Raw genomic sequence first — 24,192 nt, forward strand, 5'->3', positions numbered from 1 at the left:
TTATGAACATGCATACGAATATTGCCGGTCAGATTAAAGTGGGTGTCCATTATCGTAGAGGATATATTCAACAGGTTGAGCTGATCTCCTCCCGTCCGGTCCAGCTAACCCGCATGCTGGAGGGAAAAACTCCGGATGAAGTTGTGCAGCAGGTACCGCTTTTATTCAGTCTTTGCCGCTGTGCTCAATCCGTTGCAACGTTGACTGCAATTGAATCTCTCCAGGGGTGGAAACCGCATGCTGCAGTGATAGAGGCTCGCCAGTTTCTGCTGTTAGCGGAGACAGCCAGAGAGCTGGGGATCCGTCTTGCTCGGGATTGGATGCCAGAGAGTAAAGTGATCGACCTTCCTAAGCTGCTGTGTTGGTATGCCGAAGTGAGCAATGCATTGAGCTGGGCCCTGTTATTGAAGCCTGGCAGGGAGCCTTCGGTGCTTGCATATTCTGATTGGGCTGCCGAGCTCTGCCGGATTCTTTCTGTAATCACTGAAGCAGATGAGCTGCAGTTTAAAGAGGCGGTCTTAACACATCGACGTTCCCATCCTGTTGGGCAGGTTGTCGCTGAGTTAAGTGAAACATTCAAAGGTATTGAGTTAGGGCGGGGCTGCCATGAAATTCAGATGACGCCGGGGTACTTGGGGCATAAACTGAATACTGATGCGTTTGAGTTTTGTGCGAAACCTGTTACTGAAACGGGTTGTCTTGAAACCAGTATGTGGACACGAAATAGAACCCGGCAGATGATTAAGGAATCAGAGCTGTTAGCGATGCACCCCATAGCGCAACGTTTTCTGGCTCTGTTGCTGGAGTTACGCAGTTTGCCCCAGCGTTTACATCAGATTAAAGCTGAGAGTCTGATTGAGGTAGAGGAGCCTGGATTGGTCAAAGTAGAAGCAGCAAGAGGGATGTTGGTTCATCAGCTTAAGACTGAGATCAGTGATCAGGGGGAGCGTGTCAGAGGCTTTAAACTGATCGCACCTACAGAGTGGAACTTTCATCCGCAGGGAACACTGGTCCGAATGCTCGAGGGAGTCAGAGTGCCCGCAGATAAGTTGAAATTGTTGGTAGAAAAGCTGGTTCTTGCTGTTGATCCCTGTGTTTCTTATGAGGTTGAAGTGATCTGATTATGCATGAGATGTCGATTGCAGAAGGGATTGTTCAGGTACTGGAGGAGCAGTCAGCCACACAGAACTACACCCGGGTAAAAACGGTCTGGTTAGAGATCGGCCCATTAGCGATGATTGAAGCAGAAGCACTGATCTTCTGTTTTGATGCAGTGACCCGGGATACGCTGGCAGAAGGTGCAGTTTTGAAAATAATAGATATAGAGGGTGAGGCGTTCTGTATGCAGTGTCTGAAAAATGTTGCGATCACCCAGAGATACGATTGTTGTTCTCTCTGTGGCAGTCATCAGTTACAGGTGACTCAGGGTGATGAGATGCGAATTAAAGAGCTGGAGGTGGAGTAATGTGTACTGTCTGTGGATGTAGTGAGGGTGAAGTACAGATTGAGGGAGGGCAGCACAGCCACTCTCATGATCACCCGCACACCCATGATCATCATGAACACGCCAGCCCGATTGAGCAGGATGGTGATAATCTTCACTTCGGAAAGGGGCCTGCACATGCACATGTGGCGGGTATGAGCCAAAGCCGTATGGTGCAGATCGAGCAGGATATTCTTGGGAAAAATGATCGTTACGCTGCGATCAATCGGTCCCGCTTTGAAGCCCTGAGCCTGTTTGTGTTAAATCTGGTTTCAAGTCCAGGTTCAGGCAAAACGACACTTCTGACTGAGACGATAAACCGGATTAAATCTGAGCGTCAGGTCGCTGTAATTGAGGGGGATCAGCAGACCGCGAACGATGCTGATCGTATTCGTGCAACGGGGGTGCCTGCGATTCAGGTAAATACCGGTAAAGGGTGTCACCTGGATGCGCATATGGTGGGTCATGCCCTGGATAATTTTACTGAGTTGAAAGGGGGGATGCTGTTCATTGAAAATGTCGGCAACCTGGTCTGCCCGGCAGCCTTTGATCTGGGTGAGGCTCACAAGGTGGCTATCCTTTCCGTCACAGAGGGTGAAGATAAACCGCTGAAATACCCTGATATGTTTCATGCTGCGGACCTGATGATTCTGAATAAAGTGGATCTGCTTCCCTATCTTCAGTTTGATGTTGATAAGTGTATCGATTTTGCTCGTCAGGTGAATCCTGACATTCAGGTGATAAAGCTATCAGCAACCAGTGGTGAGGGGATGCCCGAGTGGATTGAATGGCTTGAAAACAATCGCAGGGAAATGATTCAACAGCGTATCGATCAGCTTGAATCTGAGATCCACCAGTTTAAGGCGCTACTCTGATGCTTTCACGAACCCGACCTACTGTACTCTGTGTTGATGATGAGATCCGCTCCTTAGAGACGCTGGAGCGAACCCTCGATGAAGAGTTTGATGTGTTAACTGCATCCAATGCCGAACAGGCGATGGAACTCCTGCAGAAAAATGAGGTGCACGCGATTCTCTGTGATCAGCGGATGCCCGGCCAGACTGGCGTTGAGTTTCTGACAGAGGTACGCCAGCGCTGGCCTCAGGTGGCGCGCCTGATTCTCTCTGGATATACCGATTCTGAAGATATTATCAAAGGGTTGAATGAAGCCGGTATCCTGCAGTACATCACGAAACCCTGGCACCCGGATAACCTGTTACTGATCATGCGGGGGGCGTGCCGGCTCTATGAGCTGCAAAACGAGAATGAGTTGCTGGCGATGGAGATGCGCCTGACGGAAGGTCAGGCGGAGCAAAATATTGCAGCGAAGAAGCAGCGCCTGCAGCAGACCTTTCAACTGGATGAGATCCGTCGCCATCCCGCCAGTCCGATCAATAACCTCTGTGATCAAGCCGCGAAAATTGCGCCTTATGATGTATCTGTACTTGTGACGGGTCCCTCAGGTGCGGGTAAGGAACTGTTTGCCCGCGCGTTGCACTACAACAGCCTCCGTGCAGATCGACCCTTTGTGGTTGAGAACTGCGGTGCGATGCCGGATGAGCTACTTGCTTCGGAGTTATTTGGACATAAGAAGGGCTCTTTCACTGGTGCGATTACCGATCATGTCGGCCTGTTTGAACAGGCTGATGGTGGCACGATCTTTCTTGATGAGATCGGAGAGATCAGCCCGGCTTTCCAGGTAAAACTACTACGAGTCTTACAGGAGCGGGAGGTCCGCCGTCTGGGTGAGCATCAACGCCGCAAGGTCAATGTTCGTGTGGTTGCCTCAACCAACCGTGATCTGGAAGAGGAGGTCAGGGCAGGCCGGTTTAGACAGGATCTCTATTTCAGATTAGCTGAAGTCACGCTGGAGCTGCCCGCACTCGAAAAGCGTGGGATGGATATCCCGGTGTTGGCGCAGGCCTTTCTCGCTACAGCAGTGCAGGCGTTTGATAAACCGGTTCAGGGATTCACCGAAGAAGCGCTCGATTGTATGAGGCGCTACTGCTGGCCGGGCAATGTTCGTGAACTGCAGAATGAGATTCGCCGCATGCTGGTTTTGACAGAAGGTGAGTGGTTGTCAGCAGATCTGTTGAGCCCCAGAGTTCTGCGGGCAGCGCCGGTTGAGGAAACCGCCGAGACCGAAGTGCTTGCGGGTCTCGATGGTACGCTGAAAGAGCGCATCGAAACATTGGAGAAACGGATTCTGAGAGAAACACTGATCCGTCACCGCTGGAACAAGAGTCAGGCTTCACGAGAGCTTGGATTATCCCGAGTGGGCTTGCGCTCCAAGTTGGAACGCTACGGGTTAAACAAGGATTTTCACTAAGTGTGAGGTCCGGATGCCATTATGAGCAACTCAGCATTTAATATTCAGATTCATGGCCAGGTACAGGGGGTCGGGTTTCGTCCCTTTGTGCACAATCTTGCCCGACGCCTGGGAGTTGAAGGTGGGGTTTCGAATGGAGCTGATGGTGTCAAAGTGATTGCTCAGGCTCCTGAAGAGGTGCTGGAGCAGTTTGTGCATCTGCTTCAGTCCGAAGCCCCATCCATGGCCGAGATCGATACCATCAGTATTGACGCTGTTGATGTCATTCACGAGTGTGATGGCTTTAAAATTTTGACCACAGAGGGCGGGGAGGTTGATCAGACAGTCACCCCGGATGCTGCAGTGTGTATGGATTGCCTGACTGAGCTATTCGACCCGGACAATCGACGGTATCGGTATCCGTTTATTAACTGTACTAACTGTGGCCCGCGCTACAGTTTGATTACCGCACTGCCCTATGACCGCATCAATACGACGATGTCAGCGTTTAGTTTATGTCCTCCCTGTCGAGAGGAGTATCTGAACCCTGATGATCGACGCTTCCACGCACAACCGACCGCTTGTGAATCTTGTGGGCCGCAATTGGCGCTTCATGATGCAGCGGGCGAGTTTACAACCAGTGAAGATCCTTTAGCGGATGCCCTTGAACTGATTCTTCAGGGGGGGATTTTGGCCATGAAGGGCGTGGGTGGATTTCATCTTGTGTGTGATGCGCGCAATGCCGACGCTGTAGAGAGGCTGCGATTTCGTAAACATCGGGATGAAAAACCGTTTGCGCTGATGGCTGCTAACCCGCAATCGCTGTCGCCGTTTGTGGAGCTGAATGAATCACGCAGGCAAAGGTTAACAGCCATGGATGCTCCGATCTGCCTGTGCCCGAAAAAGGAACTTGGAAGTGACCCGCTACCTGAGGGGATTGCGCCCGGGCTGGCCTGGTTGGGGGTGATGCTGCCACACGCCCCTGTGCACTATCTGCTGTTTCATAAAGCCTCAGGAGAGCCCACAGGCACGCAGTGGCTATCTGAAGCGCAATCACTCCTGTTGGTCATGACCAGCGCTAACCTCAGTGGAAACCCTCTGATTATTGACAATGAAACGGCTCTCAATGATCTGCAGGGTATCGCTGATGGTTTTTTAGTGCATGACCGGAGGATACATACCCGTTGTGATGATTCAGTTGTCAATGCGGTTCCCTCTAAGCCTTTTTTGATCCGCAGGGGACGGGGGTTAGCCCCTCAGCGCATCCGTTTACCCGCAGCGCTGAGATCCACCAATCGGTCGGTGTTGGCGGTGGGTGCATTCTTTAAAAATACCCTTTGCCTGACCAAAGGGGAGTACGCATATGTGTCGCAGTATATCGGTGACCTGGACAATCCTGACTGCTGTCGTCAGTTGAAACAGACGGCAGAAGCACTGAAGTTGCTGCTGAACATTGAGCCTGATCTGGTGGTATCTGATAACCATCCGGATTTCTACAGCTCTCAGTTTGCAGCACAGTACAGTGAATCGTTCTCTATCCCTCTTCTCAGGGTTCAGCACCACCATGCACATATCGCAGCGGTAATGGCGGAACATCAATTGTCTGAACCTGTTATCGGTTTAGCGCTTGATGGGTTGGGTCTGGGTGAAGAGGGAGCGCTTTGGGGTGGTGAGCTTCTCAGAGTTGAGGGAGAGGGGTATCGTCGTTTATCCCATCTATCACCGTTAATGTTACCTGGAGGTGATCAGGCCGCGAAAGAGCCCTGGCGGATTGCGGCGGGCGCACTGTCGCAACTGGGGCAAAGCGAACAGATCGATACCCGGTTCGCAGATCATCCAGGCCATAAGGTGATCCGACAGTTGCTGGAGCGCGATATCAACTGTCCGCAGACCAGTAGTGCCGGACGATTGTTTGATGCAGCAGCAGCCCTTTTGGGGATCAAAGAGGTATCAAATTATGAAGCGCAGGCCGCGATGATGCTTGAATCCAGTGCGTATCGATATCTGCTTAAGCACGCCTGGCCGCAGGAGGAGAGGTTAATCTTCCAGCAGGGTGAGGCACTTAATACGCTGCCGCTTTTATCCCGTCTCACGCGGTGCGAGGATGCTGAATTTGGTGCTGCGCTGTTTCATCGGCAATTGATTGATGCTTTAGGTGACTGGGTTACCGAGGCTTCTCACCAGCAGGGGCTCACCAGTGTTGTCTTAGCGGGTGGCTGCTTTCTCAATCAACTGCTGCTGACTGAGCTGTCTTCGTTATTGTGTGCCCGGGGGGTGAAAGTCTTCTGTGCTGAAAAGATGCCCTCCAATGATGGTGCCATTGCCCTCGGTCAGGCTCAGATTGCTCTGATGCAGCTGGCGGGGGGTCAACATAAAGAAAATAATAAAAGAGAATCTGTATGTGCCTAGCCATACCCGTTCGAATTGAAGAGATTTTGGATCAAGAAACGGCGATTGCCGATATCGGTGGTGTCAGAAAAGAGATCAACGTTGCCCTGATCACTGATCTGGCTGTGGGGGATTATGTGATTATGCACGTGGGCTATGCACTGAATAAAATCGATCCGCAGGAAGCTGAAAAAACACTGGCACTGTTTGCTGAACTGGATCAGCTCAGTCAGCAGCAGGCGATTGAGGCCTCCCAATGAAATATGTAGATGAATACAGGGACGGTGAACTCGCTCGGGAGATAGCGGCTAAAATTCGCACGGAAGCAGATCCAGAGCGTGATTATCACTTTATGGAGTTTTGCGGCGGTCATACCCATGCGATCTTCCGTTATGGTATTCCTGATCTGCTACCTGACAATGTGAAAATGATTCATGGGCCTGGTTGTCCGGTATGTGTATTACCTATCCCCCGCTTGGATGCTGCGATTGAGCTGGCCGTCACCCATGGTGTCATACTCTGCTCTTATGGCGACATGCTACGTGTCCCGGGATCTCGAAAAAGGAGTTTGCTGAAAGCTAAGGCGGAGGGGGCCGATGTCCGAATGGTCTACTCCTGCATGGATGCACTAAAAATAGCTCAGGATAACCCGGAACGGGAGGTGGTATTTTTTGCGATCGGTTTTGAAACGACCACGCCACCAACAGCGCTGGTGATCCGTCAGGCAGAAAAACTCAATGTGAAGAACTTCAGTGTTTACTGTAACCATGTTCTAACACCCGCTGCGATCAGTAATATTCTGGAATCACCCGAAGTAAGGGAGCTCGGTGTGCTGCCTCTGGATGGCTTTGTGGGGCCTGCTCATGTCAGTACCGTGATCGGTGCGCAGCCCTATTACTATTTTGCTGAAGAGTATCAAAAGCCTGTTGTGATCGCTGGTTTTGAACCACTTGACGTATTGCAGGCGATCCTGATGTTGGTGCGCCAGATTAACGAAGGCAGAGCTGAAGTAGAGAATGAGTTTTCACGTGCGGTGACAGCTGAGGGGAATCCACAGGCAAAATCAATTGTTGCAGATACGTTTGAATTACGTCGCTCGTTTGAATGGCGCGGCTTAGGTGTTGTGCCCTACAGTGCATTGCGAATTAAAGAGGCGTTTGCCTCTTTTGATGCTGAGAAGCGCTTCACCGTAGATTATCGTAGCGCCAGAGAGAATAAGGCCTGTGAGTGCGGGGCTATTCTCCGAGGGGTTAAATCGCCTCGTGACTGCTCTCTGTTTGGTGATCCCTGTACCCCTGAAAATCCACTTGGTTCCTGCATGGTATCCAGTGAAGGTGCCTGTGCTGCCTATTATAGTTATGGCCGCTATCAGGAGCGTACATTTGCATCTGATAAGACCCATCCTGCTGCCTGAAAAGAGATCTATATATGAGTAATCAACGTCAATTCAGTTCAACGCTTGACCTTAAAAACGGTAAGGTGGAGATGGTACACGGTAGCGGTGGTAAGGCGATGGCGCAGTTAATTGATGAACTGTTTCTGCCCGCTTTTTCTAATCAGTGGCTGGATCAGATGAACGATCAGGCATGCTTTGAACTACCCGCCGGCCGGGTCGTGATGGCAACGGACAGCCATGTTATATCACCACTCTTCTTCCCTGGGGGGGATATCGGAGCGTTGTCGGTGCATGGAACAGTGAATGATGTAGCGATGTCTGGCGCTGTCCCTCAATACCTCTCAGCGGGTTTTATCTTAGAGGAGGGATTTCCGCTTTGTGATCTCCAACGCATTGTTCACTCAATGGCGGCAGCGGCGGAAGAGGCTGGCGTTGCGATCGTTACAGGCGATACCAAAGTGGTAGAGCGTGGTAAAGGGGATGGCTGCTTTATCAGTACAACCGGGGTTGGTGTGGTTCCTCAAGGTATCTCGTTAGGAGCTGACCGCGTATCGGTGGGTGACAAAATACTGGTATCAGGAACACTGGGCGATCATGGGGTTGCAATCATGTCTCTGCGTGAAAACCTGACCTTTGAAACTACCATTGAATCTGACAGCCAGTCGCTCGATCGGTTGGTGGCTAACATGGTTAAAGAGGTGCCGGAGTTGCACTGTTTAAGAGATCCAACGCGTGGTGGTTTGTCTGCAACTCTCAATGAAATAGCGCAGCAAGCGAACGTCGGTATGCAGATTTATGAAGCGGACATTCCGGTCAGATCTCAGGTTAAAGCGGCGTGTGAATTCTTAGGCCTTGATCCACTGTTTGTAGCAAATGAGGGAAAATTGGTGGCGTTCTGCCCAGCCGATAAAGCCGATCTTTTACTTAAGACCATGCAGGAGCATCCTCAGGGCAGGGATGCGGCTGTGATTGGCGAGGTGACCGAAGATACGTTGAATTTTGTACAGATGCAGACCGCTTTTGGTGGCAACCGGATGGTTGATTGGATCAATGGTGAGCAACTTCCGAGGATCTGTTAATGCGCATTCTGCTACTGACACACAGCTTTAATAGTTTGACCCAACGTTTATTGGTTGAACTGCGTCAATTGGGCCATGAGCTTTCCATCGAATTTGATATCAATGATGAGGTTGCGGAGCAGGCGGTTGAACTTTTTAAACCGGAATTGATCATTGCGCCTTATCTGAAAAGAGCGATCCCGGAATCGATCTGGCAGCATCATCGCTGCATCATTGTCCATCCTGGAATAAGAGGAGACCGTGGGCCCTCTTCAGTCGATTGGGCGATCAGCAGAGATGAAAAAGAGTGGGGAGTGACTTGCATTGAGGCGGTAGCGGAGATGGATGCTGGAGATATCTGGGCATCCGTTAGTTTCCCTATGCGAACCGCCAGTAAAAGCAGCCTCTACCGCAATGAGATTACAACTGCAGCCATACAAGCGGTCAGGTTGACGCTTGAAAGGATTCAATCAGGTAGCTTTTTCCCTGAGCCGTTGAATTATGATGACCCGGAAATAAAAGGGCAGTGGCACTGCCTGATGCAGCAGTCGGAGAGACAGATCGACTGGGGTCAGGATGATACTGAGACGGTGTTGCGTAAAGTAAGAGCGGCTGATTCCTTTCCGGGTGTGAAAGAGTCGATTGCTGGACGCGAGTACTATCTATATAACGCTTTTCGTGAAGATAATCTGTCTGATTTTGAGGGAGAGGCTGGGTCAATCATCGCCATGCGTGATGGTGCAATCTGCCTGAAAACACGTGATGCTGCGATCTGGATAACTCATCTTCGTCTGGCTCATCCGGTTTCTGACGAGTTTAATTTCAAACTACCTGCCACAGAGTTATTGGCTTCGCATATTGATAAAGCGCCTGAATCATTAAGAGTACCTGAAATCGCAATCTCCCCGGCATCTGAACTGTCGGGGGAAACCTGGCAGGAGATCCGGTATCGGCAAGTGGGTGATGTCGGCTATCTCCATTTTGATTTTTACAATGGCGCGATGGATACACACCAATGTCAGCGCCTGCAACAGGCTTTGGTTGATGCGAAACAACGACCGATTAAGGTCTTGGTACTGATGGGGGGTGAGGAGTTTTGGTCGAATGGGATTCATCTCAACCAGATTGAGGCGGCTGAGAGTCCTGCAGAAGCCTCCTGGGATAATATCAATGCAATGAATGATCTGTGTCTGGAGATTATCAATACGCCGGATCAGTTAACCATGGTTGCAATGCAGGGGAATGCAGGAGCGGGAGGCGTTTTCATGGCTCTTGCAGCAGATCAGGTTTATGCCCGAAGTGATCTGATTCTTAACCCGCACTATAAATCGATGGGTAACCTCTATGGCTCTGAGTATTGGACCTATCTGCTACCCAAACGAGTAGGGACAGATCAGGCGGAACAGTTGATGCAGAACCGGCTGCCACTCTCTGCCATAGAAGCGGAACAGGTGGGGCTTATCGAAGAAGCTATTACTGCAGATCGTCACGGCTATATTGAAACTATCCATTCCAAAGCGCAGCAATTAGCCGCCAGCTCTGACTTTCAGGCCCGCTTGGCTATGAAAAATCTGCAACGTCAGCAGGATGAATTGTGCAAACCATTGCAATCCTACCGCGATGAGGAACTTGCTCAGATGAAACTAAACTTCTTCGGTTTTGACCCCAGTTATCATGTGGCTCGTTATCACTTTGTGGAGAAGTTACCAAAGGCTAGAACACCGGTGTATCTGGCAAAACACCGCGCATTATAGGTAGAGAAAAAGAGTTGATTACAGGTTGGCTTGACGATAAAGTGCAGGTGAAACTTTTGACATCAAGAGTAGGGCTGACGTCCTCACCAACCTGCCAACCTGGGCAAGGTGGTTGCTGAAAAGCGATGTGGTCGATACCGACAATTAATCAGGTAGACCTCCAACGTCAGCTCTCATTAATTTATGGGAGCCAATCATGTTCGAAGCACACACACTTTACTCTACTGAACTTCATACTGCCTCTGCTGTTGTTTTGCCTATCCGGCGATATCAACGTTTTCACCTGAAACAGTTAATACCATTGAGCATCTGGTTTGTTGAAGGAACAACGCAGTGCGCAGGTGAAAGTCCTAAGCGAGCAGTGTTTGTATATACAGAGTACTGTGACCAGCAGGGTAACAACCGGGCTGTCTGTCAGTGTTACCCCTATCCTGAGTTCCTGCTGCAACAGACTATTGAAAATTGGTTGAAACAAGCCGCTTCTCGCCCATTACAGGTGTGAGCCACTGACGTGTCTGCTAGCAGTAAAGTTTTCGGTTGACCAGAGTACAGTGAGCACAGCTATGCGTTTTAGGGCACTGACTGGAGGTCAGGCTTTCCAGTTCAGCCAGTTTGAGGCCGACATGTTTCTGTATATGTGAAGGTATCTGCTGCTGAACAGCATAGTGCTTGCTCAGTTCTGTTACTTCATCAAAACTCAAGGTCAGGGGCGAAGTGGTGTGATCACAGCTACTTAGTGTGAAGTTCACCGCATTTTTATCGATGAGAATGCTGGATTCGACGGCGGGGATCCCTCTGAACTTAAATCCTTTGCTGCAGATCAGGTTGAGTATGGAGTGAGTTATTGGGGCACAAATTTCGTTATCAGTCGCGCCTAAACTGGTAATAAAGATACTCATGGCGACGTCCTGTCATAGATGTTGAACGATGACTTGATAATAGAGGAGTTGGGCTCTGTAGGGTACTGGTAGAACTGTTAGTCCCGAATGGTCGGTTTCAAAAAGTATCCTGGGCTCTAGTAGATTTTTGACATAAAAAAACCGGGCAAAAGCCCGGTTTTTTTTAGAAGGTGATCACTTACTTAGTGATAGCCTGCAGTTCAGCCATAGCTGCATCGCGAGTTTCGTTAGCGATTGCAGTGAATGCTTCACCCTGGCCTTTAAGCAGTTCGAACAAAGCTTTGTTAGCTTCCATGTTGAACTTGATCAGCTCTTCAGGAGTTTTAAGTTCTTTAGCTTTCTCTGCTTCAGTTTTGAAGAAAGAAGTCAGCTCTTCACCAGATTTTTTCTGCTGCTCGATAGATTTAGTAACTGCCTGAGCCTGTAGGTTCATCAGAGACTGAACAGCTTCGAAAGACTTCTGGAAATCAACAGTAGGATTAGTCATAGTATTCTCCAAAAAAATTAGTTTGTTGCACTGCACAATATAGAGCCTATTTTAGGCTGTTTTTTAATCAAGTCAATATTTTTTTTGTGCACTGCACAAAAAATTAACAGAATGATTTCTCTCTATTCTTTCTGGATCTTGATGAAGCGGAATGATCTCTGGACCTCGGATAAACATCTTGCTCTAATTGTCGCCCTGAAATTGAACTATGTGTGGTTAGTGTGATGGCAGGTATCGAAACAATTCTGACTCTGTTTATTCTGATCGGCTTAGGCTATGTCGGTAAAAGAACGGTGTTATCTGGACAGAGCATCGCCCCACTAAACACATTTGTATACTATTTTGCGGTCCCTGCGCTGTTGTTTAATTCAGTCTATCAACTCTCCCTTGAACGACTGTTTCAACCCATCTATCTAGCGGCTTTTCTGATTGCGGTGGTGATGACTGCTATTTTGGCTGCCGCTGGATCGGCGTATTTATTTAAGGAACGTAACCGGGAGGTTCTGGTTATACGCGCCCTGAATGGCACGTTTTCAAACTATGCCTATATGGGTATCCCTATGGTCTTTGGGTTATTGGGTGAAGCTGCCTATGGTGCGATGATCAGCATTATCCTTTTAGGTAACGTGTTTCAGATTGGGGGCACTCAATTTTTGATAGAGAGTCAGCGTCAGGAAGGGAGGGGGATAAAGCAGTTATTAGCCATACTTGATAAAGCACTGCTGCGTAGCCCTATCTTTCTCGCAACCCTCTGTGGTGTTTTAGCTTCTGCTGTCGAGCTTAAACTACCTGTCATTTTAGCTTCCACACTGGAGCTGCTTGCTCCTGCTACGGTCCCCGTCGCACTCTTCTGTCTGGGAGCCAGCCTCGAGTTTAAAACGCTTAAAGAGAGCAAGGTCGAGTTAATCTGGTTGGTCGGGGTGAAGCTGTTGATTCACCCGTTATTGACACTGCTGATCTTCACCCTGTTTGGCTTAGAGGATAAGAACTGGTTGCTGGCGGCGGTATTTCTTGCGGCTTTGCCAACTGGCGCGTTGGCACACGTTATGGCTCTGAGGTATGACGTTAAGGAGAAGGAAACATCTTTGGTTGTCGTGCTTTCAACTTTGATCGCTCTAATCAGTGTGTCTGCCTGGGTTGCGTTGTTGATGTGAGTTCCCTGGCCTCTTTATCTGCGCTTTAAGGCTGTTTTAGCAGGCAGTTCTAAAAGCGGCTTATTACCTCAGAGGGTTATGCTGCCGACCTGCCTTTATAGAAGACAAACAGTTGATCGGGTTGTTGCGGATGGTTGGTAATTTCAGTGATAGTTTCGTAACGTTCCGGTTGGAGATCAACTGCGACTATGTTTAATCTGCTGCCGCAGAGGTAGATTTTTATTCCCGCATAACCACTCTCCTGAAGTATCTCTCTGACAGATCCAATAACTTTGGCCTTGTTACCACGGTCTACACCAAATAGATGGCCATAAAGTTTCATTGTTCACCCCCCAGTATCGGTTACAGCAATGTGTTGTAGATTCAAGAGTCTGTAACTGATACTGAAAATCGACTTGATTGGATCACATGGGGATGAGTAGAAGTAAGATGACAGTGGGTATGTTTGATACCCACTGAGTGGTAAGGAGTTCAGTGTTTGTGCTGGTGGGTGATCAGGACTCTTCCTGCTCCAGCGCTTCGCGCAACTGATTCACCACTTTACTGGGCAGACGATTGATGATGATCCGGCCATTGTCTTCATCAAATTCGATATCTTTTCCTGCGTTAAGGTCACCCAGATTACGTTTAGTAAAATCCAGACTCCAATTATCAGATTTGACCTTTAGCTTGGCAAAACGGTTGATGGTGCTGGTATGTGGTTGGAACTCCTGACTGACATTATAAGGGCCCTTATTGGCAAAGCTACCAAATGTACCTGCTGCGGTTTCTGCTTGCTCGGGCGGGATATAAGCGTCAAACAGGTTTTCAATATCATGCAGGTTGGCTGATTCCTTTTCGGTTCGCTGTCTTTCAAGGTAACTGACCACATCTTCAACTACCTCCTCTTTTCGGTCAGTCATGTTGTTCTGGTTACAGAAGTCTCTGGCTGCTCGGATCAATTCACCGGTAGATTTGCGGGATGGAGTAACATCGGTACAGCCAAATGCGTTGGAGAAATAGTGGGTGATCTCACCTTTCTCTTTACTACCGATAAAGCTCAGGTAGCTGTCCTGCTTTTTCTTAAACGTGCTGATATTGATGCGTGCACCCTGATGCAGCTGGTCAAGATTAACCTCCATTACCTCTGTGGGGTGAAGGTCATTATCAAATCCGATGCTGGCTTTATCACGGACCAGTGCGATCAGCAGGTATTCATAACGGTCACTGGCATAGAGCGCAAACAGGACATATCCACCATGTGCGGTGTGTGCCGAAGGGTTATTGATCGCAGCAGCCAGCTGGGTCATGCTTTTGTCAGTTAATGTAGTAAAGCTCTCCTCATTCCAGTCAGATGATACGAATGATTCAAAGGCTGAAATAAAGGGGTAGCCCTCTTCGTTTTCATTATTAAATGATCCATGGGTCAGGCTGGAGCGGCGGCTAAAGGCCGCGTTCAGGGTATCAAACAGCTGGTTTGCAATCGGTTCTGTGGTGGGGATGATCCCGCCTCGATCAGTGATACGTGCAGGCGCATCTTCATTTTCTTTTACCAATTCACGAATAGCCAGGTGCTTTAGTTCCATAGGGACCTCAAAGAGAGAATGTGCAATACCAAGAGGCGATTGTATTTAAAACAGCAGGGGGATGCAGTATAAAGATGCCTCAAACTCTCTTAACAGGCATCCTAATGGCACTTAAACCGACGATCTATAAAGCCTCACTCAATCTCGTAGATATGAACCGCGATGTTTATACCACCGAGAAACTGACATTGGCGTTACACCCATCTGAAACAGAGATTCGAATGATGGTGCGCTTGTTGGCTTATGCGCTGAACTATGATGAGGATCTGCAGTTCAGTAAAGGGCTATCTGCGACGGATGAACCTGATCTATGGGTTATACGACCGGAAGGAAGTGTGGCTTGTTGGATTGAGGTGGGTCAGGCCTCCTCTGATCGCTTACGCAAAGCGGTTAGCCGCGCTGACCAGATCAAGTTATATGCTTACGGTTCAGAAGTTGATATCTGGTGGGGTAAATATCAAGAGGAGATGTCCGGGCTGGCCAAAACCAAGGTATATCGTTTTGATGCTGATGAAGTGGAAGCATTGCCAGAGATCTGCAGCCGTAATATGGAACTAACCATTACCCTCAGTGAGGAGCAGATCTTTATTGCATCGGGAGATCAGCAACTGACATTAAATCTGTATACACTTCAGGATTGAGTTCTCAGTAATCAACTTTACCGCGCGCTTTTTTTATCTGACCCCGTTTGGTTTTTTTATCCATACGCTTCCGTTGAGAGCTGCGCGTCGGTTTTGTTTCTCTTCGAGCTTTCTCAACCACTGTGGCCAATTGAATCAACTCTAACAGCCGTGCCTTGGCATCCTCTTTATTCCGCTCCTGATCTCGGAAGTTCTGTGCTTTTATAACGATGATCCCTTCATTGGTGATTCTTTGATCACGAAAAGCGAGCAGACGCTCCTTATAAAACTCAGGCAGGGATGAGCGCCGGATATCAAAACGCAGGTGGATCGCACTGGAGACCTTATTAACATTCTGGCCTCCACTGCCCTGAGCCCGAATGGCGTTGAACTCCAGTTCATGGGGGTAGATAAATACGCGGTTAGATACTTTTAGCATAATGCTATTGTATCAATGGCTGATAGGGATAGGGAAATAAGAGTGAAAACTGACAACCGGCCTTAAGTAAGGAGGCTAACTGGTGTTGATGGACGTCAAACAGTGACCTTTAGCGGATCAGATGTTGGCTATCTAATCATCCCACTCATCAAAGACATCTTTTAGATCTTTGAGGAGTTCCCTCTCTTCTCGCATCGCCTCAAGCCTGCGCCTTTTGGCAGGGTTGATGCCGTCTTTCTGGTAAATTTTTGCATCGTTCAGGCCGGAGTCCAGATCATCCTCCTGCATCCATTCATCTGATTCTGCAAAGGTATCCTGTGGATTATCAGTATGGCTTTGGCGGCTCATAGCAATCTTTCCCCTGGTAATACGGATTGGTCAAGGATCAATGAAATTGTTCACGGCGTTATAGCCTGATTATGGTACAGATTTCAGAATTGGGAAGTAAGAATTTAGACTTATAGAAAAGAGGAAAAAAGTCGGGCAGGGAATGCCCGACGAAACCACTTTTGGGTGATGGTACGAATGAAAAAGAAGCTGGCCGCCAGAGGGCAGCCAGAAAGGGAGCTCTCTCTGTAAGTGAGTGGAAAGAGAGCTCCAGCGAAGTTAGCTTAAAAGGAATATTGCACCTGATACACTCAGGAATCCGCCGATCAATTTATGGGCTACAGGCATCATTCGGGTAATAGAATGGCTACTGGCTACACCTGTTATGTGGAGTAGAGCACTGGCAGCGATAAAACCGATTGCAAACAGTCCCGCACTTGCGGCACCGAGCTCTGCTCCGTGGGCAAAGCCGTGGAATAAAGCAAAGATCGCAATCAATGGAAGTGCTGCTGTGGCTGAGAGCTGTGTTGCGGAGATGATCAGGAAGCCAAGAATAAGCACGGATGTGGCGATACCGCTCTCTACACCCGGTAGGGTGATTCCGCTAAGAGCAATGCTGAAACCCAGTATCAATGTAATGATAAAGGTTGCTGGTATAGCCAAGGTTTTTTGACCTGTTTGTTGCGCGGCCCAGAATCCAACAGCAAGCATGGCCAGAAGGTGATCGAATCCGGTGAAGGGATGAAGAAAGCCACTCAGCAGACTGGCCTCAACAGTGGCGCCGGTATGTGCAAGCGCAGGAATAGAAGTCAGACTCAGGGCAATCAGTGTCAGCCCGGTTACAAATTTGTTAGATCGCTTCATAAGGCTATCCTGTCGTTATGTTTTTGGGATTGGCGTTGTGGTGATAAAAATCTACTTACCGCCTTAACTGCAAAGGTAGTGCCAAATAAATGAAACAGAGTGTTGTTAAGGTAACTGGGTCTGCATATCGTGATATAAGTGCCCTGAAGAGCAACCTCGATGTTCCTCTCCAAGAGAGGCAGGCTTAGGATTGGCTGTTTAAGTGGTAACTTAGTTACCGAATACTGGAAAGCTGGACTGCTTTCAGTTCACATCATGAGTACTATGTGCAATGAATCAGTATTTATTGATCCTTCTCAATAGGTTTATAAGCAGTTTGTATTTATGAGACTTTGGTATAGTTTTATAGTTTTGCTGCAGTGCAAAAAAGGATAAGATGGCTCTATTAGCAAGAGAGGATATAACTGAGTGTCTACCAAATACCTGAAACGCTTTTTTAAGCCCGCTTCTATCGCAGTCTTCGGTGCATCAGCCCGTGACAACAGTATGGGGGGCGTCGTGTTGCAGAACCTCCAGGAGGGTGGGTTTAAAGGTACGCTTTATGCGGTCAATTCGCAGGGGTATTCAGAGGTGCATGGGGTTCCATGTTATAGCAGCTTAGCGGATCTTCCTGAGATGCCTGATCTGGCGATCATCTGTTCACCCCCTGAAACGGTAGCTGACATTATCCGTGCACTGGGTGTCAGTATGGTCAAAGCGGCCATGATCCTTACCGGCGGGCTTTCAATAGCACAGGGTGACAGTAACCAGAGCTTACGTGATGAGGTCCGCGAAGCGGCTAAGCCTTATGGCATCAGAATTCTTGGGCCGGATTGCATGGGTATGCTGGTGCCTGGGCATAGCATGAACGCCAGTTACTCTCATATGAACATTATGAAGGGCAAGGTCGCTTACATCGGCCAATCCGGGATTCTGGGTACCGCCATGATCGATTGGGCGACCGGGCAGGAGATCGGATTTTCACATTTCCTGACTCTGGGAGATGGTGCTGATGTCGATCTGCCTTCAGTGATCGATTACCTCGCTCAGGATCCATACACCCATGCAATTTTAATTCAGCTGAATAGAGTGGATGGCTCTGCCAGGGACTTTCTCTCTGCGGTTCGTTCTGCATCACGTAATAAGCTGGTTTTGGTACTCAAAAATGACACCTTTATCGGTGAAAAATCAGATACTGAACTTGCGCCGGGAATCTACGACGATGACATGGTTTACGATGCTGCGTTGAGACGCGCGGGTGTTGTCCGGGTTGAAACTTCGGATGAGTTGTTTAACGCACTGGAAACGCTTACGCGTATGAAACCGATGCGTGGAGAGCGACTGGCGATTGTCTCAAACGGAGCAGGTCCTAATGCTTTAGCGACAGAGAGGCTGCTGAGTCAAAATGGAAAGCTTGCTCAGTTGACGGCTGAAACCACCGACGCATTGGCTGAACTGCTGCCGGATCACTGGAATCGATCTAATCCGGTTGACCTGAACGCAGATGCAGAACCTCAGTTGTTTGCAGATGCGGTGCGGATCCTGACCAAAGATAAGAATGTCGATGCGGTATTGATGCTCCACGCACCGACGCGTATGGCTCCCTCAGTTGAAACCGCTGATGAAGTGATCCAGGTTGCCAAGAAAACCCCCCGTAATGTTTTGACCTGCTGGATGGGGCGTGCGACTGCCATTGAAGCCCGTAACCATTGTAACTCGGCGGGCATCTCCACCTTCCTGACGCCGGAAGAATCTGTTGATGCATTTATGCACATGGTGGATTTTCATCGTAATCAGGAGGTGATGAAGCAGACACCACCCCCCTATATTGAGCAGAACACGCCTAACCATATTAAAGCCCGTGAGCTTATCCAGAACGCATTGAAAGATCAGCGTGATTATCTTACGCATCAGGAGGCCTGCTCCCTGCTGGACCTCTACGATATCCCAGTCGCTAATACGTTCTACAGCGATCAGATCGATCAGGTCGTCGCTCACGCACGAAAATTAGAGACCTCTGTGCAGATCAAGGCGTTACATAAACAGAATGCTTACCCATTCAGTTATGATGATCGAGGTAGTCAGCGCTGGAAAGATATCGCACAGGATCTTTTCTCAGCATCTGAAGTTAAACATGCAACCACACAACTTTCATACCGTATGGGTGAATCCTTCTCTGCGGAAGAGCAGATGGGATTCTGCGTACAGCAGATGAAACGTGGATTTCAGTCACTTCAGATTAATGTGGGTATCACCCGTGACCCAACCTTTGGTCCGGTCATTGTTTTTGGTGCGGGTGGGCATACAGTCGACGTACTGGCCGATCGGCATGTGATGCTGCCGCCGCTGAATTTGGCATTGGCATCGGAGCTGATCCGTCAGTCCCGAATCTGTCAGATTATCGAGGAGAACAGCTACCGCCCTAAAGAGGATATTGATCAGCTGGCTTCGTTGCTATTAAACCTGTCGGAGATGATTGTCGATCTGCCTAACCTTAAAGGCTTGGAGATCAATCCGCTGCTGGTGAACAAAACGGGGCTTCTGGTGACAGACGCTTCTGTCTCAATCTCGGAAGAGGAGGGGCGCCTGTCGATCTCTCCCTACCCTGAACACCTGACTGAAGAGATCACGCTGAAGCGTTCAGGCCGCAAAGCGATCATGCGTGCGATCCGGGGTGAGGATGAGCCAAACCATCTGGAGTTCTACAACAAGCTGAGTCCTCAGTCGATCCGTCTGCGCTATTTCTACAGCCGTGGGATTCCAACCCATCAGGAGTTGGCGAACTGGACTCAGATCGATTATGACCGTGAGATGGCCTTCATCATTACCGTCCCTCGCGATGAAGGGAAGGGGATGGAAACGCTGGGTGTCGTCCGCGCTGTAACTGATGCTGATAATGTCCGCTCTGAATTTAGTGTAGTTATCCGTGATGATCTTCAGGGTGAAGGGCTCGGGGTTGCTCTGATGAGTAAGATTGTCGAGTACTGCAAGAGCCGTGGAACATTGCAGATTATCGGTTCTACCCTTCCCAATAATAAAGGGATGCAGAACCTGGCTCGGAAACTGGGTTTTGCCAACAGTTTCAATGTCGAAGAAGATGTTGTCGATATGAAGATGATGTTGAATGAACCGACAGAGGATTGGCAGCGCCTACGCCTTAACCTGCCGCTCTAGTCTTTTTCCCGTAATATCAGGGCACCGCGGTGCCCTGATAAGCTTATTCCCTCCACAATCACTACCAAACATCTATAGCTGAATATTCAGAGTAGGTGAAAACCCTTATTTATCTGTTACTATCGATCCTCCTGAAAGATTAATAAGGTATCCAGATGTCTAATGCATTTATCATCGCAGCGGCTAAAACAGTTGATAGCTTGGGTTGTCAGAAACACTGCCTTGCGCTTGAGCAAGAGATTCGCTCATTGGGTGTTCCCATTCAGGAACTGGTGATTGAACCTCTCAGTGCAGATTGGCATAGTCCTGAGCCCGCAAACCATTTTCGCAGTGGTTGTGCGCCGATAGAAGCGTTAGCACGTGCCCGAGAGTTGATAGAACAGGGGATGGAGGCTGTGGTGATCAGTGGTGAAGATCACCTCAAAAGTGGGTATGCCCGTGATGAACGGCTGAACAAAATGGCGGTCTATGGGAATGATTACCCACTGACCGAAGCTTACAACGACTTGGCTGAGCACTTTCTTCGGGTGCATGATCGTGAAGATGAGCATTTTCGTGACATCGCCCACTCGCTGTTTGAAAACTATAAACTCAGCTATCGCAATTCACTCGCGGATGACTTCAATCCTGAGCTGTTACCGGATGAGCGCTGGTACCGCCCCATCACCTCACTCTTCCGTGGTGTAGACTGTGCTAATCCGTTGGTTGATTTCTCGGGTCGCTTGCTGATCTGTTCTGACGCCCTGTTACAGCGATTATCGGTCTCTGCTGATACTGTTGTTGCGATCAGGGGAGTAGGGCTGGGCCGCCTGGCGGGGGACGGACCTGAATATATTCAGGAGATTGCGGATTATACCCACCTAAAACAGGCTTACGAGCAATGTTGCGCTGAAGCCAATATCGATTTCCCCAAACTGTTCCGCTCAGGTGAGGCGCTTTTGGAGGCTTATACCTGTTATCCGGTTGTGCCGATGGCATTTCTGTTGATGAGTGGTCTGGTGGATCTGTTGGAGGAGGTGCCTGCTTTTCTCGAGGAGCACAGCATAACGATTACCGGTGGAATGAATCTGGCCAGAGCCCCCTGGAACAATCCAGCACTGAATGGACTGATTACGATGTATGAACGTCTCATTGAGGGGGATGAACACTATGGCATGGTTCATGGAAATGGGGGGCTGGGCTACCGGCAGGGTGTTGCATTGTTATCCAGTGCGGCATCGTGAAACGGATACCTATTCTGATCTGATAATGACACGGATGCGTAATACACCCCATAGGAGGGTGTATGGGCATCAGTCAAAACTTTTGGGTGAACTTTACCGGCTTCCAGTTAATCTGGTGGTTATCTATTCTTTATGGGAATAGTGCGGCTCTCCCTGTAACCATTCTGATACTGCTCCATCTTCTCCTCCATACACAGCCCCTCATCGAGCTTTTCACTCTGATACTGACTGCACTGCTGGGGTTTTCAATTGATTTTTTGCTGACGCTGAATGGTGTCTTTATCTTTACCGAAAGTGAAGCTGTTCCTCTCTGGCTGGGACTCCTTTGGTTGGGGTTTTGTGCCACCTTGCGAAATAGCCTGAGCTTTTTCTCGGGACGATATCTCCTCTCGGCATTTGTTGGCAGTATCGGTGGAAGTACAACCTATTTAGCTGCAGCTACATTGGGAGTGGTTGAACTCGGTTTTTCCCCAATCACTGTCTTTATCATTCTCCTGCTCATCTGGGCAGGTTTATTCCCTCTATTAATCTTCCTAAGTCATCGTATAGGTGTTCGCTATGCTCTCCGGCCAAATTAGGGATCGTTTGCACGTCATGCTGGTGCTATTGGCAATGAGCACTGCTGTCCCTGCTGAGGAGGTATCCGAGCGATGGCAAAAAGTAGGGAGCGCCACGTTATCTGTTCTTTGGTTTGATATCTACGATGCGTCTTTGTATTCGTTATCAGGCCAATTCAGAGGTTATGACGAACCGTTGCTGTTTCAGCTGGATTACAAAAGAGAGATTAGTCAAAAGGCGTTACTTGAAGAAACAGAAAAGCAGTGGAGTCGGTATCTGCCAGGCTCTCACCCACAAAAACGCTGGTTATCTCTATTAAAAAAAATATGGCCTGAGATCCGTAAGGGAGATCAGTTGGCATTGGAACTCACTTCTGAGGGGGAATCCAATTTTTATCACAACCGTATGCTGATTGGGGTCATCACAGATCAGCAATTTGCACCCTCATTTCTACAGATATGGCTCTCAACTGAGAGTCAATATCCAGAACTGGCGAAGCAACTGAGAGGTGAGCAACGATGAAACCTATTCAGATCATTACGGTGACTCTGCCTCTGCTTCTGCTTCTGGTGGGATGCGGAGCAACATTAAATGATTATCAGATGGAGAAGCCAACGCTTGTACTGGAGGAGTTTTTTCTCGGACAGCTGGAAGCGTATGGCATGGTTCAGGATCGTAATGGAAAAGTGGTTAGGCGATTTCGTGCGGATATCCGAGCACAATGGAAAGATAGGCAGGGTGTAGTGGATGAGCAATTTTATTTTGCTGATGGTGAGATGCAGGTTCGGTGTTGGCGGTTAGTAAAAATTGGTAATCAATATGTGGGGACTGCAGATGATGTCATTGGGCAGGCAACCGGTCGTGTCGCAGGAAACGCCTTCAATTGGCGGTATCGGTTACAAATACCTGTAGCTGATAAAAGCTGGGAAATAGACTTGAATGATTGGATGTATCTGGTTGATAAAGACAATCTGCTGAATAGGGCCGTGATCTCTAAATTTGGTTTTAATGTGGGAGAGATAACGTTGTATATCCGCAGGGTTTCATCACAACACCATAGGGAACCTTCTCAGGGATGTGTCATTTAATGGCCAGCTATAAGTATTCTGCTGCGCTAAAGGTCATAAACGACGGGAGTCTGGAGCCTATTTTGTGTAATGACTGTCTCTTTTTGGTCGTTCTTGAATATCTGGGGGATCTATGAAAATTTCTTCGTTGCCATGGGAAAGTGCATGGATTACGGGGGCGGGCAGAGGGATTGGCGCGGCTTTAGCTCGATTGCTCTCGCAGCAAGGGGTCACAGTATATATATCAGCACGAACCCCAGCAGATCTGGAAAAAGTGAAACAGGAGTGTCTGGATTACTCAGGCATGGTGGTCCCTATCCCGCTTGATATTACTCAGCCGGCTGAGATTGAGGATATGATGCAAAGCTGGGATCAGGGGGCGGGTATCCCTGAACTGGTCGTTCTGAATGCTGGGACACATGACCCTTTTGCGGCAACTGAATTCAGTGCTCGGAGATGTAGAAAGCTTCTGGATATTAATCTACAGGGAACCCTGAACTGTATTGATCCGGTATTAAAACGGTATCTTGAAAAGAACTCGGGACAGATTGCAGTGATGACTTCAGTTGCCGGCTATCGGGGATTGCCTACAGCCGCTGCTTATGGGGCAGGCAAAGCCGCACTGATTAACCTCTGTGAAGCACTGAAGCTGGATTTGAAAGGGAGCCAAATCAAATTGCAGATCATCTCACCTGGGTTTGTTAAAACACCCTTAACAGATAAAAACAGGTTTAAAATGCCAGCGATGATATCTGCTGACGAGGCTGCAAGGGAGATCATTGAAGGGCTTTGTAAGGAGCGGTTTGAGATCACCTTTCCCAAGCGCTTTACCTATATCCTAAAACTACTTCGTATTCTTCCTTATTCGATCTATTTCAGATTGTTGGGGAGTTTAGTTCCGACAGTTAAACCCGAGGCGATTGAGCAAAAACATGGATAACTGGTTAGAAAACTACGTGGCTGGGCTTGAAGCGCTTAACCTTGATTCGTTGGACGTGATTGAACCACTGTTAGCAAAGGAGATGTTTTTTAAAGATCCGTTTAATGAGACTCATAGCCGTGCTCAATTCCTGATGCTGATGCGACACACCTTTGAGAGGCTTTCCGATGTGAGATTTGAGGTTCATCAGCAGATCTATCAGGAGCGAGAGGGGTTTATCTATTGGACCTTTCATGGTGAAAGTAAGATGACTGGTTCATTCAGTTTTAGAGGGACCAGCCGGATATCTGCGAATGAGAAAGGACTCATTACTTATCATGAAGATTTCTGGGATGCGTCTGTCCTGATGACGTGCTTACCTCTGGTCGGAGGCTTAATCAGACAGATCCGTAAAAAGTTTGTAATAACAGTCACCTAACCTGTTGTCTGCAAAAAACCAGAGCTCCAAATCCACTTCTTTTACTATGAGTCCCCCTCATAATGAATTTGGTACTTTTGACTGATTCTTT

26 protein-coding genes and 1 riboswitch are annotated in these 24,192 nt (G+C 48.6%); of the genes, 19 read left to right on the top strand and 7 right to left on the bottom strand.

The features are described from left to right. The first annotated feature begins 2 nt into the window (after positions 1-2). The 10 genes from Q0882_RS07170 to Q0882_RS07215 all read left to right on the top strand — a co-directional run bounded on the left by Q0882_RS07170 (position 3) and on the right by Q0882_RS07215 (position 10,889). Complete coding sequence (locus Q0882_RS07170; RefSeq protein WP_299179421.1) at positions 3-1,121, top strand: nickel-dependent hydrogenase large subunit; 1,119 nt, start codon at positions 3-5, stop codon at positions 1,119-1,121. Positions 1,122-1,123: 2 nt separating this feature from the next. After that, positions 1,124-1,465 (top strand): hydrogenase maturation nickel metallochaperone HypA, encoded by a 342-nt coding sequence (gene hypA / locus Q0882_RS07175; protein ID WP_299179424.1) that lies wholly within the window; start codon positions 1,124-1,126, stop codon positions 1,463-1,465. After that, complete coding sequence (gene hypB, locus Q0882_RS07180) at positions 1,465-2,358, top strand: hydrogenase nickel incorporation protein HypB (protein WP_299179427.1); 894 nt, start codon at positions 1,465-1,467, stop codon at positions 2,356-2,358. The genes hypA and hypB overlap by 1 nt, the downstream gene beginning before the upstream one ends. Next, entirely contained in the window at positions 2,358-3,812 is a 1,455-nt protein-coding gene (locus Q0882_RS07185) for a sigma-54 dependent transcriptional regulator (RefSeq protein WP_299179430.1), read from the top strand. The genes hypB and Q0882_RS07185 overlap by 1 nt, the downstream gene beginning before the upstream one ends. A gap of 21 nt (positions 3,813-3,833) precedes the next feature. After that, complete coding sequence (gene hypF, locus Q0882_RS07190) at positions 3,834-6,200, top strand: carbamoyltransferase HypF (protein ID WP_299179433.1); 2,367 nt, start codon at positions 3,834-3,836, stop codon at positions 6,198-6,200. Continuing rightward, positions 6,191-6,439, top strand: a complete 249-nt coding sequence (locus Q0882_RS07195; protein ID WP_299179435.1) for a HypC/HybG/HupF family hydrogenase formation chaperone — start codon at positions 6,191-6,193, stop codon at positions 6,437-6,439. Before hypF ends, Q0882_RS07195 begins: the two co-directional genes overlap by 10 nt. Then, positions 6,436-7,593: a hydrogenase formation protein HypD gene (gene hypD / locus Q0882_RS07200; RefSeq protein ID WP_299179436.1), complete on the top strand. Its 1,158-nt coding sequence runs from the start codon at positions 6,436-6,438 to the stop codon at positions 7,591-7,593. Before Q0882_RS07195 ends, hypD begins: the two co-directional genes overlap by 4 nt. 14 nt (positions 7,594-7,607) lie before the next feature. Continuing rightward, positions 7,608-8,654 (top strand): hydrogenase expression/formation protein HypE, encoded by a 1,047-nt coding sequence (gene hypE, locus Q0882_RS07205; protein ID WP_299179439.1) that lies wholly within the window; start codon positions 7,608-7,610, stop codon positions 8,652-8,654. Continuing rightward, the gene (locus Q0882_RS07210) at positions 8,654-10,387 is read left to right on the top strand and encodes a hydrogenase maturation protein (protein WP_299179442.1); all 1,734 of its coding nucleotides are present in this window, start codon (positions 8,654-8,656) and stop codon (positions 10,385-10,387) included. Before hypE ends, Q0882_RS07210 begins: the two co-directional genes overlap by 1 nt. 54 nt (positions 10,388-10,441) lie before the next feature. After that, positions 10,442-10,545: riboswitch (SAM-I-IV-variant riboswitch) on the top strand. A gap of 38 nt (positions 10,546-10,583) precedes the next feature. After that, complete coding sequence (locus Q0882_RS07215; RefSeq protein ID WP_299179445.1) at positions 10,584-10,889, top strand: hypothetical protein; 306 nt, start codon at positions 10,584-10,586, stop codon at positions 10,887-10,889. Positions 10,890-10,905: 16 nt separating this feature from the next. Here the strand turns inward: Q0882_RS07215 and Q0882_RS07220 are convergent, their stop codons facing one another. Together Q0882_RS07220 and Q0882_RS07225 are read right to left on the bottom strand one after the other, a co-directional pair. Next, entirely contained in the window at positions 10,906-11,286 is a 381-nt protein-coding gene (locus Q0882_RS07220) for a hypothetical protein (protein WP_299179448.1), read from the bottom strand. A 178-nt stretch (positions 11,287-11,464) separates the two neighbouring features. Beyond that, positions 11,465-11,773: a hypothetical protein gene (locus Q0882_RS07225; RefSeq protein WP_299179450.1), complete on the bottom strand. Its 309-nt coding sequence runs from the start codon at positions 11,771-11,773 to the stop codon at positions 11,465-11,467. A gap of 224 nt (positions 11,774-11,997) precedes the next feature. Here Q0882_RS07225 and Q0882_RS07230 point away from each other — a divergent pair, with 224 nt between their 5' ends. Continuing rightward, positions 11,998-12,927 (top strand): AEC family transporter, encoded by a 930-nt coding sequence (locus Q0882_RS07230; RefSeq protein ID WP_299179452.1) that lies wholly within the window; start codon positions 11,998-12,000, stop codon positions 12,925-12,927. Between the two features lie 76 nt (positions 12,928-13,003). Here Q0882_RS07230 and Q0882_RS07235 read toward each other — a convergent pair whose 3' ends face one another. Continuing rightward, the gene (locus Q0882_RS07235; protein ID WP_299179453.1) at positions 13,004-13,249 is read right to left on the bottom strand and encodes a hypothetical protein; all 246 of its coding nucleotides are present in this window, start codon (positions 13,247-13,249) and stop codon (positions 13,004-13,006) included. Between the two features lie 172 nt (positions 13,250-13,421). Further along, positions 13,422-14,492 (bottom strand): nucleoid-associated protein, encoded by a 1,071-nt coding sequence (locus tag Q0882_RS07240; protein ID WP_299179455.1) that lies wholly within the window; start codon positions 14,490-14,492, stop codon positions 13,422-13,424. 104 nt (positions 14,493-14,596) lie between these two features. On the opposite strand from Q0882_RS07240, the gene Q0882_RS07245 reads away from it, so the two are divergent. Continuing rightward, positions 14,597-15,133 carry a YaeQ family protein gene (locus tag Q0882_RS07245; protein WP_299179458.1) on the top strand — a complete coding sequence of 179 codons (537 nt, stop codon included), beginning with the start codon at positions 14,597-14,599 and terminating at the stop codon, positions 15,131-15,133. 4 nt (positions 15,134-15,137) lie between these two features. Here the strand turns inward: Q0882_RS07245 and arfB are convergent, their stop codons facing one another. The 3 genes from arfB to Q0882_RS07260 all read right to left on the bottom strand — a co-directional run bounded on the left by arfB (position 15,138) and on the right by Q0882_RS07260 (position 16,742). After that, complete coding sequence (gene arfB, locus Q0882_RS07250; protein WP_299179459.1) at positions 15,138-15,551, bottom strand: alternative ribosome rescue aminoacyl-tRNA hydrolase ArfB; 414 nt, start codon at positions 15,549-15,551, stop codon at positions 15,138-15,140. Between the two features lie 132 nt (positions 15,552-15,683). Beyond that, the gene (locus Q0882_RS07255; protein ID WP_299179462.1) at positions 15,684-15,899 is read right to left on the bottom strand and encodes a PA3496 family putative envelope integrity protein; all 216 of its coding nucleotides are present in this window, start codon (positions 15,897-15,899) and stop codon (positions 15,684-15,686) included. 258 nt (positions 15,900-16,157) lie between these two features. After that, positions 16,158-16,742: a HupE/UreJ family protein gene (locus tag Q0882_RS07260; protein ID WP_299179464.1), complete on the bottom strand. Its 585-nt coding sequence runs from the start codon at positions 16,740-16,742 to the stop codon at positions 16,158-16,160. 408 nt (positions 16,743-17,150) lie between these two features. Here Q0882_RS07260 and Q0882_RS07265 point away from each other — a divergent pair, with 408 nt between their 5' ends. The 7 genes from Q0882_RS07265 (at position 17,151) to Q0882_RS07295 (ending at position 24,101) form a co-directional block, all read left to right on the top strand. After that, entirely contained in the window at positions 17,151-19,895 is a 2,745-nt protein-coding gene (locus tag Q0882_RS07265; protein ID WP_299179466.1) for a bifunctional acetate--CoA ligase family protein/GNAT family N-acetyltransferase, read from the top strand. Positions 19,896-20,050: 155 nt separating this feature from the next. Next, positions 20,051-21,118, top strand: coding sequence for a hypothetical protein (locus tag Q0882_RS07270; protein WP_299179468.1), 1,068 nt, complete (start codon positions 20,051-20,053; stop codon positions 21,116-21,118). 62 nt (positions 21,119-21,180) lie between these two features. Beyond that, positions 21,181-21,696 carry a DUF2878 domain-containing protein gene (locus tag Q0882_RS07275; RefSeq protein WP_299179470.1) on the top strand — a complete coding sequence of 172 codons (516 nt, stop codon included), beginning with the start codon at positions 21,181-21,183 and terminating at the stop codon, positions 21,694-21,696. Then, positions 21,677-22,198, top strand: a complete 522-nt coding sequence (locus tag Q0882_RS07280; protein ID WP_299179472.1) for a chalcone isomerase family protein — start codon at positions 21,677-21,679, stop codon at positions 22,196-22,198. The genes Q0882_RS07275 and Q0882_RS07280 overlap by 20 nt, the downstream gene beginning before the upstream one ends. Next, on the top strand, positions 22,195-22,764 hold the full coding sequence (locus tag Q0882_RS07285) for a DUF3833 domain-containing protein (RefSeq protein ID WP_299179474.1): 570 nt from the start codon (positions 22,195-22,197) through the stop codon (positions 22,762-22,764). The genes Q0882_RS07280 and Q0882_RS07285 overlap by 4 nt, the downstream gene beginning before the upstream one ends. A 112-nt stretch (positions 22,765-22,876) precedes the next feature. Continuing rightward, positions 22,877-23,683, top strand: coding sequence for an SDR family NAD(P)-dependent oxidoreductase (locus tag Q0882_RS07290; RefSeq protein WP_299179476.1), 807 nt, complete (start codon positions 22,877-22,879; stop codon positions 23,681-23,683). Continuing rightward, entirely contained in the window at positions 23,676-24,101 is a 426-nt protein-coding gene (locus tag Q0882_RS07295) for a nuclear transport factor 2 family protein (RefSeq protein WP_299179479.1), read from the top strand. The genes Q0882_RS07290 and Q0882_RS07295 overlap by 8 nt, the downstream gene beginning before the upstream one ends. Positions 24,102-24,192: the final 91 nt, after the last annotated feature.

The organism is uncultured Neptuniibacter sp. (assembly GCF_947498015.1).
In the GTDB taxonomy this organism is placed as follows: domain Bacteria; phylum Pseudomonadota; class Gammaproteobacteria; order Pseudomonadales; family Balneatricaceae; genus Neptuniibacter.